Below are 17,077 nucleotides of genomic sequence, written 5' to 3'. Positions count from 1 at the left end.
TCAGCTTAAGTGTGCTTTTAAATTGATGGGTCAAATGCGCTGGTGCAGTTTCTGCATATTGCACTTTGAGCCATCGCGCAGTAAGGCAGGTGCATGTCGCCAGATCTAGCTATAAATTAGCCAAACGGGAAAAAAGAGATCGAGATATGAAACAGCTTGTCCGCCATTTGCCATTCATCGCGCTATTGGCTTTGCTCAGCGCATGTAGTGCCATAAGCCAATATCAATGGCAGCAGAAATACGGCCAAGCCGAAACGACGCGCTACGATGTGCCCGCTACCCCAAAAAAAGGCGATGTGTATTACCACGATGTGCAACCGATTTTGGAGGCGCGTTGTGCCGTTTGTCATGGTTGCTATGATGCGCCCTGTCAGCTCAAACTGACGGCGTGGGAAGGCATTGCCCGCGGCGCAAACCCGAATCAAGTGTATGGCGACCGCCTGAAGGCCGTGCCACCCACACGGCTTTTTGAAGACGCGATGTTGGCTTCACAATGGCGAGAGCGTGGTTTTCATGCCGTTCTGAATGAAAACAATGGCATCAGCAATATTGATGGCAGCGTCTTAGCTCAAATGCTCAAGCTCAAGCAGCAAAATCCACTACCCAAAACTGCCGTACTGTCGAATGATTTTGATTTCTCGCTAGGCCGAGAGCAGCAATGTACGACGATCGAAAACTTTGCCAAATTTGCGCATAAAAACCCATTGTGGGGCATGCCTTTTGGTTTGCAGGGTTTGTCGTCAAATGAAACTGAATTCATGCTCAAATGGATTTCACAAGGAGCGCCGCGTGAGGCAGAGCCGCCATTGAGCCCCATCTTGACCCAGCAGATTGCGCAATGGGAACAATGGCTTAATCGTGACTCACTGAAATCACAGCTTTCATCGCGCTATATTTATGAACATTTATTTCTGGCCCATCTGTATTTTGGCGATGATAAAACCTTCTTCAAAATAGTGCGCTCGCGCACGCCCCCCGGCAAGTCTGTGGATCTGATCGCCACGGCTCGCCCTTACGATGATCCAGGCGTTGAGCGCGTGTATTACCGCCTTACCCCCGTTAAAGAGACGATACTGAATAAAACCCATATGCCCTATCGCCTGGATACAGCGCGGATGCAGCAGTGGCAACGGTGGTTTATTGATGCGCCCTATACGGTCAGCAAGCTCCCGAGTTATACCCTTGATGTAGCTACCAATCCGTTTATTGCATTTGAGCAACTGCCCATCGATTCTCGCTATCGGTTTATGCTCGAAGAAGCGCAATTTACGGTGATGGGCTTTATTAAAGGCCCTGTATGCCGTGGCAACATGGCCTTGAATGTGATCAATGATCGATTTTGGGTGTTTTTCCGTGACCCCGATACGATGAATGAGCGCGAAGTGGGGCAATTTCTGATTCAAAATAGCAGTGCGATGGCATTGCCAGACCAATTGGGAAATTCGGCACCCATCTTGGCCGACTGGAGCATGTTTGCCGATGCGCAACTGAAATATCTCAAGGCGCGCGTTCAATATATTCAGCAACGACCGCAACGCAAAAAAGTGCAGGCCGAGCAGCTTATTTGGGATGGTGATGGTCATAATCCAAATGCGGCACTCACCATCTTTCGCAATTACGACAATGCCACGGTTGAGCAGGGGCTGCTTGGTGATGCGCCGCCACAAACGGCATGGGTGATTGATTACCCATTGCTGGAGCGTTTTCACTATCTGCTCGTCGCAGGTTTTGATGTGTTCGGCAATATTGGCCACCAGCTCAAAACGCGGCTCTATATGGACTTTTTGCGCATCGAGGGCGAGCAAAACTTCTTGTCTACCTTGCCAGATCCCGCGCACATCGCGCTGCAAAATCAATGGTATCGTGGTGCGCCAAAGAATACCCAAGAGTACTTAAGCGCCAGCGCCTTGCCATTGGAGGATTTTGTACTGACCGTGCCAGCGTCCTTAGCGCCCGAGCAAGCTTATGAGCAAATGTTGCAGAGGTTTAAGCAGCGTATTTCTGCTGATTTTAAAAATCAATTTGCTTTGAGCTATCTTGCGAATCCGAAGCTGGTGGATGCACTGACTCAATTGCAGCAAGTTAAAGGCGTTAGTCTGCAATGGTTGCCACAGGATGTGGTGATTAAAGTATTGCCCAAGCAGGGCAAACCCATTTGGCTGACTTTGTTGAACGACAGTGCGTATAAGAATGTGGCGCAGTTGTTTTTTGATCAGAAACGTCGTCTGCCAGCGGAAGATAAGCTCACCTTGGTGAACGGCTTTATCGGTGCCTACCCCAATGCATTTTGGGTGGTGAATGAAGCGCAATTGCCGCAATTGACGCAAGCGGTGGCGCAATTAAACAGCGAAGCGGATTACACCGCCTTGATGGATCAATTTGGCGTGCGCCGTACCAGTGATGAATTCTGGGCTTTCAGTGATGAAGTTCATCAGGTGATGAAAGCCAAATTGGGTATCAATTATGGATTGTTTGATTACAATCGACTTGAAAATAGATAGGGGTATTGCTCAGTAGTTATTGTTATAAAATACATTGCTGGATATACCCCATTTTTTGTAGGTCATTATGTCGATTGTTGAAATTATTGGTTTTATTATTACGCTGGTGGCCATTGCCTTGGCCGCGCGTGCCCATGTACTGACTTGGCCATTGCAACTGGTGGCCAGCTTGTTGTATGTCGGATTGTTCCTGCAATACAACTTGTTTGGCGAGGCAACCTTGCAAGGTGTGTATGCCGTACTGGCGATTTATGGCTGGTGGCAATGGCGGGGTGGGGCCAGTGCATCGCCTGAGCCGATTCGTTATTTAAGTCGCAAAGAATGGTTGTGCCTTAACGGCGTCGGCATTCTGATCACCGCCGGCGTGTCCACCTTGCAGATTCAGTTTCTGCCTACTGATGTGCCGATTCTCGATTCGTCGATTTTTGTTTTTGGCTTGATTGCACAGTGGATGCAAGCCAAAAAACGGATGGAAAATTGGCCGTATTGGATTGTGCTCAATCTGCTCGCGAGCGGCGTTTATGTGTATAAGACGCTGTATGTGACTGCGCTACTGTATGTCTTGCTGGCTGCATTGGCAGTTTGGGGATGGCGTAACTGGCGCGCGCAATTGGCCGCGGGCTCGGTATGAGTGTGACAAGTCTGGAAGCCAAGCGGATTGCCATTGTTGGGCCTGAGTCGTGTGGCAAAACGCAATTGGCGCAGGAATTAAGTCGCGAGCTTCACGCGCCTTGGGTGCCCGAGTTTGCGCGGCCGTGGTTTGCGGCGCAGCAGCGCACGCATTACGACCTTGACGATATTATTGCGATTGCACGCGGCCAATTGGCGTTGGAGGCTCAGTTGGCGCTAGGGACTCAATGGCTGCTATGTGATACCAGTGTGTTGGTTTGCATTATCTGGGCCGAGGTGCGATTTGGTTTTTGCCCCGAAGAACTCGCCTCATTGTGGCATCCGCAAGACTACGCCCTGCATTTATTATTGGAGCCCGATCTTCCTTGGGAAGCTGATCCATTGCGGGAAAATCCCATCGATCGTGATGTTCTATTTCAGCGCTATGAGTCAGCTTTGCAAGCGAAAAATACCGTGTTCGTGCGCATCGCTGGGCATGGTAAGGCTAGATTAAGCTGTGCTAGAGCAGCTCTAGCATCCATTTTATAGGGTTCAACGACTTGCAAAGTAAAAGACTGCTGACGATTTTTTCGTGATTAAGTCAAAACATAGTCAGTATCTAAGTGTGTTGCGCTTGAATGGTGTGGTGAAATTGCTAATGCATATCAATCTTGTTAACGCCGCTCCAGCCTGTTGATTTTAGCGCTGTTTTTGCCAAGGCAATGAAATGCAAATACAAATGACGGGGGAAACGCTTTTAGTTCCTGTCACAAAGCCTTATTATCTTGCCTTGGTATTTGCCGCACGTTTAGTAAAAGACCACTTACACTGGAATCATGCCTACTTTCAAACCCCGCAATGCTGATTACGTGCGCCTCGAAGTTGACGGGCGCCGCCGCAAGTTACTTACGTACGACGCATTTGATCAATTTAATGCTTCGCTGTTGGGCTTGGGCGATTTGACTCGTCGTTCGAAGCCGATCGACGCGCTGGCGGCGGTGTTTGATTTGGAGGACTTCACTCAGTTTTGCAAGCAGATCGACCCGCATCTGTCGGTCCCTAATTTTCTTCATCCCTTTCTCAATTGGTTGATGGAGCAATTGCGCAATGAAATGAAGCAAAAAGATGAGCCTGAAGGGGTTGCGCTGTGGTGCCCATTGCCCTTTTTTATCAAATTCATGGGCGATGGCTTGTTGGTGATGTGGGATTGCAATGGCATTTCACCTGTCTCGATGCGCAATGTGATCGCCAGCGCGTGGAGCATCTGCAAAAAATACCAGCAGGATTTTCTCCCGACATTGAAGTCTTTGGTCGTTGACCCGCCCACTCGTCTGCGTTGCGGGCTCGCGCGCGGTACGGTGTTTTCGGTGGGCGAGGGGCACGATTATGTAGGCTCTTGCATCAATATGGCAGCTCGGGTGCAAAAGCTGCCCGGTGTCGGCTTTGCCTTTAATCGACGTGGCTTTGATTTGGAAGATGAGCGCACCACCAGCTTTTTCACCGATCACATCATTACCCGTGAGATCACGATACGCGGCATCGGCGAGAGTGAGCTTGTCTGTATTCTGCGTAGCGAATACGAAAAGATGAAGGTCGCAGATAAAAAACTCTATCGCACCGTGTAGTTTTTCAGCGGTGTTTTCGACCAAAAAACGCAGGCATCAGCCTGCGTTTTTTTATGGCCGAGGAATTTTTTTGATTATTCTTGCTCGAGTTGGTTTGGATCTGGATTTGTAAGTTTCACTTGACTTTCTGACTGTGAAATTAGCTTGAATAAAATGCCATTTCACTACCGCCAATCGGATATGCTATTTGAATTTCTACTTAAGACGTTGACATTAAAAGGGAAAAATATATATTAGCAATTACTTATATTTGATCGTCTGATCGATCGCTCTTTCGCAGATTGGAGAAGCATATGTCAAAGCAAACTGATACTTGCATCAAAAATGTCGCAACGCCATTGATGTTCTTATTCACGGTGGGTTTGCCACTGACATTGCAGGGCTGTGGTGGCGGCGCTGCGACGACGAGCGCGAGCACATCGACCAGCGCCAATCTAAGTGCGGATGCACCAACCAACATCGAACTCAAGCCAACGTATCAGTTTACCGCGGCACTGCCCAACGATCCTAATGAAGTACAGCATCCAAGTACCTTCACTGCCGCCGATAAAGCGCCGGGTAGCACCACTGCATTTGCTGCGACATCGACTACGATTTTTAATCCAGCTCAGATTCGCGCAGCCTATGGCTTACCTGCTATCCCTGCGGCGGGGACGAAGCTGACTGCCGCGCAATTGGCCAGCTTAGGTTCAGGGCAAACGATCTATATCGTGGATGCCTACCATGATCCCAATGTGGCCACTGATTTGGCCATATTCAATGCCAAGTTTGGCTTGCCCAGCTGTACGACAACCGTGCTTAATAGCGCCAGCAAATTGCCCTTGGCGGCACCTACTGCGGGCGCATGTAATTTAACCGTAGCTTATGCCAATACTGCCAATGGTTTGAGCTCTACGCCGCCCGCGTATAACTCGGGCTGGCAAGGCGAGATTGCGCTGGATGTAGAATGGGCGCATGCCATCGCACCTTTGGCACGAATTGTCTTGATCGAAGGTCAAGATGCGATGATTACCAGTCTTTATAGTGCGGTCGGCGTGGCCAATAAAATGGGCGCTGGTGCTGTGAGTATGAGTTTTGGCGCGAATGAAGGCTCATGGGTGAGTTTTTACGATGCCAACTTTGGTGCCGCAGGCATGACCTATTTGGCGGCATCAGGCGATAACGGTGCTGGCGTGAGCTGGCCTGCGGTGTCATCTAAAGTGTTGAGTGTTGGGGGTACTTCCTTGAGCTATTCAGGCTCGGGGGCGCGTAGCGAAACCGCTTGGTCAGGTTCGGGTGGAGGTGTCAGTGCTTATTTAGCCATGCCCGCTTATCAAAACTATGTCTCTATCCCAGGCAAAAGTGCCACCAAACCCATGCGCACCGTGCCCGATATTTCATTTAACTCTAATCCCAGCACTGGGCAATATATGTATATGACGCCGCAAGGCTCGAGTACGGGTTACTGGTATGGGGTAGGGGGAACAAGTATTGCAGCACCGCAGTGGGCGGGTTTGATTGCCATATCCAATGCGCAGCGCGCCTTAGCGGGTAAAGCAGTCCTCGGTCAGGTTCAAACGGCGCTGTATAAAAATATCGGCGCAGTCGCCACCACCTATGCGGCTTCTTTGTTGGATGTGAAATCGGGCTCGGATGGTACTTGCGCGTATTGTTATGCCAGAGCGGGGTACGATCAAGTTACAGGTTTGGGAACGCCAAATTCTGCGCCGATGTTGACTGCTCTGGCTGCATATTGATTTGCAAATTCCCCGCAGAGGTGGGGAATGCAAAATCAAATAGCGAGCCAATTCGCTTGCCGCAGAAGTTATTAACGAGCCGCTTGTAGTTAAATTAAATTGATTGATCTATGGGGATATGGCTGAAGATCTTTTTGAAGAAGGTTTTTAGCTATATACCCATAATGACTTTTGACCTGCCATCGCAACGAACCCAAACGCATTGCCATAGATAACCCCGTATCGACTGTTATATCTGCTTTACGGCGCGTTGTAAGTCCCGAATCACGTTGCTGAGTTGATCCTGAAAATGCGCTTCGGCCAGTAGAGTGCTCGATACATCTTCCAGCCCATCATGAATGATGCCCATCAAAGATGATTCCTGGCGCTCAGTCAGTTGCAGACCGACCAGCGCTTCTTCGACGCGCATCATCACATTATTCAAAATCAGCGAGGCCGAAGCGCGTCCAGAGCGCTGCAGCTCGTCAATATTAGCCAGCGTGGTAGTGAGCGATGCAATCGTTCCTTCAATAGCGCTTCCTTGTTGTTGGGCTTGCGCAGAGGTGACGATCGATACTAGCCGGACATCCGCAGCTTCAATCAACATCGCCAGATGATCACGTAGCCGACCGCAGCGATCAGGGTCGTGCAGCGGCATATTGCTAATTAATGTGCGGACATGTGGATAGGTAATCGACATCCGCGTTTTATATTGGGTGATTCTATCCATGCCCGCCATGTGCTGCATGACGGAAGCCTCTAGCTCGCTGGCTGGGCCGAGTTTATTTTGAATTAAGCGCTGACCCGCAGGGAGCAATAATTCAACGACGCCATCAACCTCGTACATCGCTTGGGCTTGGATCACTGCTTTGGCCAATTCAAGCGGGGTATTGGATTGATTAAATAATTTTAGCCCTTCAAGTAGCAAGCCCGTTTCGCTCATGCTGGTCATCGCCAGCATGGCGGTATTGGTGGCGTATTGGGTTTGCGATTTGAGTTGGCGTCGCTCTTCGATCAAACGCAAAATGTGCGCGACTTTGGCGTCTAGTACTTGTGGATTGACGGGCTTGAGGACGAAATCCTCACCACCGACTTCAAAGCCTTGCAAGCGGTCTTCGATGTCATCAAGCGCAGAAACAAACAGCACAGGGGTATCCGAAATATCAAAATCGTCTTTGATGTGTTGGCACAGCTCATAACCATTCATTTCCGGCATTTGGACATCGGTGATGACCAAGATTGGATGCTGTTGCTGAGCCAATTGTAAAGCGGCCGCTCCCGATTCTGCGGTAATGATCTGGCAGCGCTCACTGAGCGCATCATTGAGAAAATCCAGCATAAACAGATCATCATCAACGATCAATACCAATGGTTTATTACTCATTTTGCTGATTCCTTGCGTTGTTGTTCCCACTGCTGTTTCCAAGCGATAAATTCGCTCGCAGGCATCGGGCGAGAGACCAAATAACCTTGCACTTCATGGCAGCCGGCAGCGACGACCATATTCCAATCGTCCTGCGTTTCAACGCCTTCAGCGACCAGATTGAGGGCGAATTTGCTGCCGAGCATGACGCTGTGTTCCAAGATGGTTTGCGCTGATTTATCGGTGCTGGCACCGCGTACAAATGCGCGGTCAATTTTCAGCTCGGTAAAGGGCGTTTGCATCAGATGTTCCATGGTCGAAAATCCAGTGCCAAAGTCATCAATCGACAGGCCAAAGCCTTTAATGCGCAAGCGCGTCAAAATATCCAAGCTCAGCACATAATCATGCGAAAGCTGCGTTTCGGTAATTTCCAGCGTGATCGATTCGGCGGCAACACCATATTGATTCAGGATCTCGGTAAATAGCTCGGGCAGCTCAAGGCGGTACAGATTGTCCATCGAGACATTGACCGATAATTTGAAATACTCGCCCATTTCCTGCCATTGCTTGAGTTGCTGCACCGCTTGGCGCAAGACGATAAAGGTCAGCTCATCCACCAGCCCGAGCGTTTCAATGGCGGGGACAAATAGCGCAGGCCCCAGTAGGCCGCGGGTAGGGTGCCGCCAACGCGCAAGACATTCTGCACCGATCACCGTGTGATTGCTGGTGCTGACTTTGGGTTGGTAATACAGCTCGATTGCACCATGGGCTAGACCGTGCTGCAGCTCGGCAATGTCTAGAGAATCATTGGGCAATTTACTGCTAGCAGGGGCTTGGGCGGGGGTTTGGAGTGCTTGTTCACCCAGTAGTCGAGCCAGATCGCTTTTCTTGACGGGCTTGCTCAGTGCGCCATGAATATTGAGTGCATACGATTGGGCTAGTTTCTCGGTGGCCTTGAGCACTTGATTGTCCATGCCCGATAGGATGGCGACTTGGCCTTGAAAATGAAGTACTCCAAGTTGGCGCAAAAAGGCAATGCCATCCATATCGGGCATTTGCAAGTCGCATAATATCCAGTCGGCTTTAACTCCGGCGGCCAGTTTTGCCAGCGCAGTATGGGCATTCAGGTAGCTGCTCACCTGGGTGAGCCTGAGATCGCTCAGGTGTTGTGTGAGTAAGTCGAGCGTGAATTCATCATCGTCGATCAGCATGATGTGCAGCTCAGTATCCAGAGCGAGCTCGGGCATCGTCGGCTCAATGAGATATTCGCTCTCGAGCAAACCGCTTTGCACTAAATGTTGGCAAGTGCTGTGATAGAGGGTATGGAGCTCAAAGATCTTTTTAGACAGGGTTTCTGCGGGTATACCCATCTTGTTGCTATCGAGGTCGGCGAGGCGATCGCCCAAAGGCAATGCGCCGACAGTGCGAGCGATTGATTTAAGCCGATGACATTGTTCGCCAATTTTTTGTAGCTGACCCTCATCGAGTAATTGCTGCACTTGAGCTAGGCCGTCGTTCATCGCTTGCGCAAATTTGGCAAAATATTTGCGTTGTCGATCGGGCTTGTCACCCAGCATGGTATTGAGGACTTCGCGATCGATCAGCGCATTGCTGTGCGGCGGCTGGTCGGCTGTGGCGCTGTTGTTGCTGGCCATTGAGGCACCAAGGCAATGCGCTAAAGTGCGATACAGTTGGATGGGGTGAACAGGTTTGCCAATAAACGCATTCATCCCCGCCGCTAGGCAGCGTTGCCGATCTTCGTTGGAAACATTCGCCGTCATGGCAATGATCGGCAATTGGGCCAAACTGGGGTTGGCCCGCAAAATCTGGCTGGCCGTCAAGCCATCCATGACGGGCATTTGTACATCCATGAGCACGGCGTCGAAGCTTTGCTGTTCGATTAAATCTAGGGCTTCGCGGCCATGATTGGCCAGTGTCACTTCAACGCCGACTTCTGCCAGTAAATCAGCGCCCACTTGTTGGTTAAATACATGGAGTAATACATGCTTGCCTGCTAGTGCTTCTAAGTGGTTTTGAGATTCGATCTCTGTGTCGAGGGTTTCGCTACTGACCGAAGTGACTTTCGGTAGCGTAATGCTAAAACTAAATTCAGAGCCTTGTTTGAGCTGGCTTTTGAGCTCGATCTTGCCGCTCATCAATTCAACGAGCTGGCGACTGATGGCCAGGCCCAGTCCGGTGCCGCCATATTTGCGCGTGGTCGAGTCATCTGCTTGGACAAAAGATTGAAAGAGGCGGGATTGTGCTTCGGCAGAAATACCGATGCCGGTATCGCGCACACTAAATTGAATGGCACATTGTTGATGAGCCAGCTCAGTGGCGGTGACGCAAAGGCTGACGCGACCATGCTCGGTAAATTTGATCGCATTACTGAGTAAATTGAGCAGAACTTGTTTCAATCGTAATTCATCGCCCCGAACAAATTTGGGCACAGAAGGGGCGATATCTAAATCGAGCTGGAGGAATTTCTCCTGCGCCCTTGGCTCCATCACATCATGAATCCCATGCAGCAAGCATTGCAATGCAAAGTCGGCATGTTCTAAATCGAGTTTGCCCGCCTCGATTTTTGAAAAATCCAGAATATCGTTAATCAGCGCCAGCAGATGCGTGCCTGAGTTGCTAATTTTGAGCAGGTAATCACGCTGTTTTTCATTTAATTCGGTTTGCAGTGCTAAGTGCGACATCCCCAATACGCTATTGAGTGGCGTGCGAATTTCATGGCTCATATTGGCGACAAAGGCGCTTTTAGCTTGATTGGCACTTTCTGCTTGTTGACGCGCTTTTTCGAGCTCGATGGTTCGGGCGGCTACGCGGGCTTCCAGCGATGTGGTGAGTTGCTGCACTTCATCATCATGTTGTTTGCGCTCGGTGATATCGCGCACCATCGCGGTAAATATTGGGTTGCCGTAGTTTTCTGAGTAGGAAATCGATACTTCAACGGGGAATTCACTGCCGTCGGCCCGCAATCCGGTCACTTGCCTAACCGAATGCCCTCGCATTTTTCGGGTGGAATTGCCGTGTTTGGCAAATTGATGCATCAGTTGGCGATGACCCGCAGCTAGAGTCAGTGGAATAAGCGTTTCGATGGGCGCGCCTAATATTTCAGCTGCCGCATAGCCAAACATTTGCTCCGCCGCACGATTAAATAGAATGATGCAAAACTCAGCATCGGTGGTCACAATGGCATCCATTGCGCTATCGATCATGCCGGCTAATTGCGCCCGATTGGCCATCAGGGCTTCTTCAGCTTCTTTGCGACGACTAATATCGGTGGTGGTGCCGATCATGCGCAAAGGCCCACCCTGTGCGTCATGCAATACGACGGTGCCTCGCCCGAGCAGCCATTTATAGCTGCCGTCTTTACATAGAAAGCGATATTCAGATTCGTAACGAGGCAACTCACCGCGTAGATATTTCGCGCGCATCAGCATTGTTTGCTTGATGTCATCTGGGTGGATTCGGCTTTCCCAGATGGCATGGGAGTCTTCTAATTCCGCGAGTGAAAAGCCCACCAAATTGGCCCATGCCTCGGAGTAGGTAACCTTATTGCTGGCGATATTCCATTCCCAAACGCCATGCCCTGCGCCTTCGATCGCATCTTTCCAAAGTTGATCGCGTTGCTGCAATTCTTCATGCGCTTTGCGGTATTCACGTTTGCTACGTAAGGCATTAATTAGCTGACTATAAGTCAGCAAAATAGGTTGTAACTGTTCAATCAGCGCTCGGGTGTATCCCCCTTCCCGATCGGCTAAACCGACTAAGCCAATGATCTGTTCGCCGCTAAAAACGGGGATGGCCATAAATGCAGAAAGCGCAGGATGACCTGCTGGCACGCCTTTGGCGCGCGAATCTTGGCTAGGGTTGTTGCTGATGACAATGTCTTTGGTTTTGAGTGCAGCCCCAAATAGATTTTCCAAACTATGAAACTCAATCCCACCAGTCTGGTGCGCGGCATAAAGTTCGCGCGAAGGATGATCCCACGCCAAATTACTGATGGCGTGTGTGCAGATATAGGGCTGCTTATTGGCATCGCTACACACTTCGCTTACAAAACCATGGGGGCTGTTAGTAAGTTGTTTTAGCTGAGAGAGGACGGTTTCAAATGCGGTATGTTCATCTTGGGTTTCAATGAATTGCCCCTGAATACGGGCGACGGCTTGTAATTGAGCATTGCTAAAATTGAGCGCTAGCTGTGCCTGTTTTCGATCGCTGATGTCGTGCTGTACTGTCACCCATAAGAGGCCAAAGTCGGGATGTTGAAAGCTCGATACATTGGCTCGCGTCCAGAAGGTACTACCGTCTTTGCGTTGATTGAGTAGCTCGCCTTCCCAGTGCGGCTGTGTTTGGAGTGCAGTAATCATTTGGCTGGCTATTTCTTCTGGGCTATGTCCATTGGCGGCATTCAGAATACTTACGTGTTGGCCGATTAATTCATCTGCCTCATAGCCAAACATCAGTTCTAAATTTGGGTTGGAATAGATGATTTCACCATTGCTGGCGCTGACCAAATGAATGCCTTGCTGAATGTTTTCGAGTATTTCAGCTTGCAGGGCTAATTTATTTTGTAATGAATAATTTTCGCTTATGTCTTGTACGCTCACGGGGACATTGCGCGCGGATTCAATATCTGCAGGGATTGGAAAGGACAGAATGGCTCGAATTGGTTTTTTATCTACGCGGCATAGATTGAGATCTGTGCGAAAGAATTGATCGCCTCGCCAAAAGGCGATGATTTCCTGCTTGACGACTTCCAAAGCGCCTGGGCCAAATAATTGGCTAAAGCCGCTCAGCAGCTCTTGTTTGCCTGCGCCAAATAGGCGTAGCGTGGCTGGATTGACATCGGTTACTTGAAATAGCGGAATCATCTCCAGCAATGCGTTTGGATGCTCTGCGAGGTATTGTTCGATATCGTTCACGCCATTGCTGCGCAACTGGGCCAAGTGCGTCACTAGGCCAGACATGTCCTCATTCCAGATCGAAATATTGGCGGTATCAAATAGCGTACGGAAACGATGTTCGCGCTGGCTTAATTCTTCTTGCTGTTTGTCGTGTGAACTCAGATCGAGCAGCAGCACTAAATGGTCATCCGCCCAGTCGTTATCGAGGGGTTGTGCCCGTGCTTGGATATGCAGCTTTTCGCCCGCACGGTTGTAGATGAAAACTTCCATTGGCTCGAAAGGCTGCTGGCTTTGCTGCGCCTGTTTCAGCCGCTTGCCCCATTCTTCGATGACCCATTGACGATAAAATGGGTCGGGATAGGCAAGATGCCACCAAGTCTGCAGGTTGGGCAGCTCATCTCTGGTGTAGCCAAATAATTGGATAAATGCTGGATTGAGGTAAGTAATTTCTAATTTTGGATTGTTAATGGCTACCGGCGTGGGTAGTGCGTCAATCATGTCCTGAAAGCGATGTTTGATAGCCTGTTGGGCGCGCTCAAGTGCTTTGGCTTTGCTGATGTCGCGCCAGAGCGAGCGAGTTTGGGTGATCTGGCCTGCGGCATCGTAAACTGCGCTGGCGATCAGCAGTACATCAAAGACTTGGCCGTTTTTGCTTTGAACTTCAAGCTCCACCCCATCAAGTCTGCCTTGACTCAGAAAAAGCGGGATAAGTTCTAGCCGGATATAGTCATGAACCTTGGGGGTATAGAGCTGTAGCACTGATTTGCCAATGACTTCAGACCTATCGTACCCCAGGGTATTGAGTAATGTTTGGTTGCAGTTAATGACTAATGTCGTCTCTGGATCGATCGATAGCAACATATCGGGCGATTGATCGTAAAGGTCTTGTAATTGCTGTTGCTGATTAAAAAGTGCTTGCTCACGCGCACGTTGAGCGGTGATGTCGAGCATCATCCCTTCTAGCGCGATCAGGTCACCATTTTCACTGTAAATACCTTTCGCCCGGTCTTGCACCCAAACGATGGCACCATCGGCGCGAATCAGGCGGTATTCATTGAGATAGGCTTGTTGTTGATCTAAAGCCCATTGCCGTTTTTGAGTAATTGCAACTAAATCGTCAGGGTGAATCAGCGTGGCCAGCCCCAGATCGGGATGATCGATTAAGCTCGAGGCCGGATAGCCCGCGATAGCCAGACTGGCCGCGTTGCTAAATTGGAAAGTAAGTAGCGGATTGAAATGACAGCGGTACACCCAGCCATCGACATGTTGCAACACATGCGTAAACACCTCGGCCGCATCAACTGCGCTAGAGCTGGGATCGCCTGAATGGGTTGGATGAGCGCCAGACAAAATTGAAATACCCTAATTCAATAAGCGAATAGATCGCGTGAAGTTTCACTTTAGAAGTCCTTTCCTGTTTATTCAATTGTGCCTTACTTACAAATGACATTTACTTGTTGCAGCGCATCACTGCATCGAGACGAAAGGCGAAAAAAAACACCCCAGCTGGGGTGTTTTTGAATTCGTTGCTGCAAAGGCCGTTATTTTTTCGGTTTTGCTGCCGCTTTGGCTGCGGGTGTTTTTGCAAGCAATTCATCGATGACTTTGGTGATCGTGTCATCTTCTTTGCCCACCATCGCTGGGCTAGTTACCCATTTGCCGTTGACGATAAAGGTAGGTACACCGTCAATCGCATAGGTTTTGGTCGTCTCGGTCAGCTTATTGAGTTGCATTTGGGTTGAAAAGCCATTGTAGTTGGCTTTGAATTTCGCCAGATCAAGGCCTTGTTTTTTCACCCAGTCAAACAGCACGTCTTCTTTGCGCAATTCGATGCGATCTTTTTGTACTGCGTCAAACACGGCCAGCTGGTGTTTGGCGGTTAAACCCATGCCTTCGAGCGCAAGGAAAATCTTGGCGTGGCCTTCCATATCATTGCGGCCATCCCACATCACATGGACGCGGCGGAAATTCACATTGGCTGGCAATTTAGCAGCCCAGCTTTCTACCGCAGGCTCAATCGCGTAGCAGTGCGGGCAGCCGTACCAAAAAAACTCAATCACTTCTTGCTTACCAGCCACGGCAACGGGCTGTGGTTTGGCCAGCGCTTTGTAGTCTTTGCCTTCGGTGTAGGCCATTGCCGCAGTTGAAGCTAAGAGGCTGGCGGTCAAAACAATCGATTTAATCCAGTTTTTCAGCATGTCACACTCCATGATTGAGGCCGTATGGACCTCGTTTATTTTTAATTACCTTTGACCACCGAGCTATCGATGCCATTGGTTTTGAGCAAACTGCGGGTTTTTTCCAGCTCGGCCGGGTTGGCAAAAGGGCCAATCCGTACACGATGCCAAACGCCTTTTTCAGGCACTTCTGTCGTTTGAATCCGCGATTCAACGCCGATCAAGGCCAATTTGGCTTTCATATTGTCGGCATCATTTTCATTTTGAAATGCACCGGCCTGAATCCAGCCCGGTTTTGCCGCTTCCGCAGTGGCCGTCGCCGATGCGCTTGGTTTCGGTTTCACCACGGCCGAAGCAACTGCCACTTCCTTAGGTGCGGCTTTGGGTGATTCGTTCACTTCAGGCAGCATTTTATAAAAATCAAAACGATCTTCGCTGGCATTGGCAGCCACAGGCTTGCTCGCCGCAGTTTTACTCGCCACGGGCGCGGTGGTCACGACCGCGACTGATTCCTTGCCATTGCCGGGGTGCAAAATTTCAGGTGCTGCGGTCGCCGTTTCAGGGCTAGAGGCCAGCATATCGTTAGGTGTGGTTTTGTCTTTGCCAAATGGATTGCCGCTGCGATTTAAAAACAGGGCAAACGCAACTGCAATGGCAATACCGATAAACAAACCCACCAGTAGCCCGGTAAATAGCGAACCGCCGCCTGATTTATTGTTATTGCTAGAACGATTGCTGCTGCTGCGATGATTGGGCTTCATGTCGCGGCTCATACTTTCTCCGGTGCGCGCACTTAGATAACTACTTTGAGGCGTGATTCTACCCCGCTGATAGGGCTTGTCCAGTTGAACGAGTCCAGTTGGCAGGACTTTGCAATTATGCTGCGATTATTTGTGAAGTAAACGGACTTACATGATAACGGTATTGAGAATTGATTGCATTTGGTCGGGTCGCGGATTAAGATTCACCCTATTGAATCGATGCGAAGGTCTGGGGTATGAAAAAGCTAAGCTTGGCGCTGCTCTGCGCGGGAATGCTATGGAATGGCGCGGTCAACGCCGCCGAAGTGAGCAAACAGCAGGTATTGGATCAATACGCCAATGTAGTATTGGCCAATTATCAAGACAGCAGCGCCAGCGCGCGTGATATGCAAAGCAAGATCGATGCATTCCTTGCCAAACCGACTACTGAGAGCCTGAAGGCGGCGCAAGCTGCGTGGATTGAAGCACGCGAATGGTACGGCCAGACCGAAGCGTTTCGTTTCTATGCCGGCCCGATTGACGACGATGCAGGTCTGGAAGGCTTTATCAACGCATGGCCACTGGACGAAGTGTATATCGACTACGTGAAAGGCAAGCCCAAAGGCGGCATTATTAATAACCCCAAAGTCGCCATTACCGAAAAGCAATTGCGTGGCTTGAATGAACGCGGTGGCGAGCAAAACATCGCGACGGGCTGGCACGCGATCGAATTTTTACTCTGGGGTCAGGATCTGAGCAAAGACAGCGCCGGTCAGCGCCCTTATACCGATTACACCACGGCACCGAATGCCGAGCGCCGCGCGCAATATTTGAAGCTGGTAACGCAAATGTTGGTCGATGATTTGGCGCGCGTGGAGCAGCAATGGCAAGCCAGCGGTAACAACTATCGCGCCAAATTTGTGAAGGGTGACCTCGATAGTATTAAGAAAATCTTTACCGGTATGGGCACTTTGAGCCGAGGCGAATTGGCGGGTCAGCGCATGGAAGTGGCGCTCGATACGCAAAATCAGGAAGACGAGCATTCGTGCTTTAGTGATAACACGCACCGCGATATTGTGACCGATGCCAAAGGCATCCAAAACGCGTGGGAAGGTCGTTATGTGCGCCGTTCTGGTGAAGTGCTTGAAGGCGCGAGCCTGAAACAATTGGTCGCACAGAAAAACGCCGAAATCGCGCAGCAAACCAGCAGCGATATCGATAACAGCGTCAAGCTGGCCGAAGCCATCCAAGCGCCATTTGATCGGGAAATCGTCGGCAAAAAAGACGCGCCCGGCCGCAAACGCGTGCAGGCCACTGTTGAGTCACTGAAAGCACAATCGAAAGATCTGGTGAACGCAGCCAAAGAGCTGGGCATCAAACGCCTGAATACCGGCGTGTAAGCGTCTAAATGTGTGTGAGCAAAACCCCAGT

General features: G+C 50.1%; 10 protein-coding genes. 6 read left to right on the top strand and 4 right to left on the bottom strand.

Going from position 1 to position 17,077, the window contains the following annotated elements:
* Nucleotides 1-146: 146 nt before the first annotated feature.
* The 5 genes from HQ393_RS12225 to HQ393_RS12205 all read left to right on the top strand — a co-directional run bounded on the left by HQ393_RS12225 (nucleotide 147) and on the right by HQ393_RS12205 (nucleotide 6,471).
* Entirely contained in the window at nucleotides 147-2,501 is a 2,355-nt protein-coding gene (locus HQ393_RS12225; RefSeq protein WP_179355444.1) for a fatty acid cis/trans isomerase, read from the top strand.
* A gap of 67 nt (nucleotides 2,502-2,568) precedes the next feature.
* The gene (pnuC, locus tag HQ393_RS12220; RefSeq protein WP_179355443.1) at nucleotides 2,569-3,132 is read left to right on the top strand and encodes a nicotinamide riboside transporter PnuC; all 564 of its coding nucleotides are present in this window, start codon (nucleotides 2,569-2,571) and stop codon (nucleotides 3,130-3,132) included.
* Nucleotides 3,129-3,659 carry an AAA family ATPase gene (locus tag HQ393_RS12215; protein WP_179355442.1) on the top strand — a complete coding sequence of 177 codons (531 nt, stop codon included), beginning with the start codon at nucleotides 3,129-3,131 and terminating at the stop codon, nucleotides 3,657-3,659. The genes pnuC and HQ393_RS12215 overlap by 4 nt, the downstream gene beginning before the upstream one ends.
* A 287-nt stretch (nucleotides 3,660-3,946) precedes the next feature.
* The gene (locus tag HQ393_RS12210; protein WP_179355441.1) at nucleotides 3,947-4,735 is read left to right on the top strand and encodes an adenylate/guanylate cyclase domain-containing protein; all 789 of its coding nucleotides are present in this window, start codon (nucleotides 3,947-3,949) and stop codon (nucleotides 4,733-4,735) included.
* Nucleotides 4,736-5,028: 293 nt separating this feature from the next.
* Nucleotides 5,029-6,471: a S53 family peptidase gene (locus HQ393_RS12205; RefSeq protein ID WP_179355440.1), complete on the top strand. Its 1,443-nt coding sequence runs from the start codon at nucleotides 5,029-5,031 to the stop codon at nucleotides 6,469-6,471.
* Between the two features lie 229 nt (nucleotides 6,472-6,700).
* Here the strand turns inward: HQ393_RS12205 and HQ393_RS12200 are convergent, their stop codons facing one another.
* The 4 genes from HQ393_RS12200 to HQ393_RS12185 form a co-directional block, all read right to left on the bottom strand.
* Complete coding sequence (locus HQ393_RS12200) at nucleotides 6,701-7,834, bottom strand: response regulator (protein ID WP_179355439.1); 1,134 nt, start codon at nucleotides 7,832-7,834, stop codon at nucleotides 6,701-6,703.
* Nucleotides 7,831-14,079 carry a PAS domain S-box protein gene (locus tag HQ393_RS12195; RefSeq protein ID WP_179355438.1) on the bottom strand — a complete coding sequence of 2,083 codons (6,249 nt, stop codon included), beginning with the start codon at nucleotides 14,077-14,079 and terminating at the stop codon, nucleotides 7,831-7,833. The genes HQ393_RS12200 and HQ393_RS12195 overlap by 4 nt, the downstream gene beginning before the upstream one ends.
* Nucleotides 14,080-14,270: 191 nt before the next feature.
* Entirely contained in the window at nucleotides 14,271-14,927 is a 657-nt protein-coding gene (locus HQ393_RS12190; protein WP_179355437.1) for a thiol:disulfide interchange protein DsbA/DsbL, read from the bottom strand.
* A gap of 41 nt (nucleotides 14,928-14,968) precedes the next feature.
* Complete coding sequence (locus tag HQ393_RS12185; RefSeq protein WP_179355436.1) at nucleotides 14,969-15,679, bottom strand: SPOR domain-containing protein; 711 nt, start codon at nucleotides 15,677-15,679, stop codon at nucleotides 14,969-14,971.
* A 224-nt stretch (nucleotides 15,680-15,903) separates the two neighbouring features.
* Here HQ393_RS12185 and HQ393_RS12180 point away from each other — a divergent pair, with 224 nt between their 5' ends.
* Complete coding sequence (locus tag HQ393_RS12180; protein WP_179355435.1) at nucleotides 15,904-17,046, top strand: imelysin family protein; 1,143 nt, start codon at nucleotides 15,904-15,906, stop codon at nucleotides 17,044-17,046.
* The last annotated feature ends 31 nt before the right edge of the window (nucleotides 17,047-17,077 follow it).

This window comes from Chitinibacter bivalviorum (assembly GCF_013403565.1).
In the GTDB taxonomy this organism is placed as follows: Bacteria; Pseudomonadota; Gammaproteobacteria; order Burkholderiales; family Chitinibacteraceae; genus Chitinibacter; species Chitinibacter bivalviorum.
This window is presented reverse-complemented; position numbering and strand designations above follow the sequence as displayed.

Excerpts from the sequence above, each read along its gene's own strand:
- pnuC (WP_179355443.1), top strand. The coding sequence starts at position 2,569 with ATGTCGATTGTTGAAATTATTGGTTTTATTATTACGCTGGTGGCCATT.
- HQ393_RS12200 (WP_179355439.1), bottom strand. The coding sequence starts at position 7,834 with ATGAGTAATAAACCATTGGTATTGATCGTTGATGATGATCTGTTTATG.
- HQ393_RS12180 (WP_179355435.1), top strand. The coding sequence starts at position 15,904 with ATGAAAAAGCTAAGCTTGGCGCTGCTCTGCGCGGGAATGCTATGGAAT.
- HQ393_RS12225 (WP_179355444.1), top strand. The coding sequence starts at position 147 with ATGAAACAGCTTGTCCGCCATTTGCCATTCATCGCGCTATTGGCTTTG.
- HQ393_RS12205 (WP_179355440.1), top strand. The coding sequence starts at position 5,029 with ATGTCAAAGCAAACTGATACTTGCATCAAAAATGTCGCAACGCCATTG.
- HQ393_RS12215 (WP_179355442.1), top strand. The coding sequence starts at position 3,129 with ATGAGTGTGACAAGTCTGGAAGCCAAGCGGATTGCCATTGTTGGGCCT.
- HQ393_RS12185 (WP_179355436.1), bottom strand. The coding sequence starts at position 15,679 with ATGAGCCGCGACATGAAGCCCAATCATCGCAGCAGCAGCAATCGTTCT.
- HQ393_RS12210 (WP_179355441.1), top strand. The coding sequence starts at position 3,947 with ATGCCTACTTTCAAACCCCGCAATGCTGATTACGTGCGCCTCGAAGTT.
- HQ393_RS12190 (WP_179355437.1), bottom strand. The coding sequence starts at position 14,927 with ATGCTGAAAAACTGGATTAAATCGATTGTTTTGACCGCCAGCCTCTTA.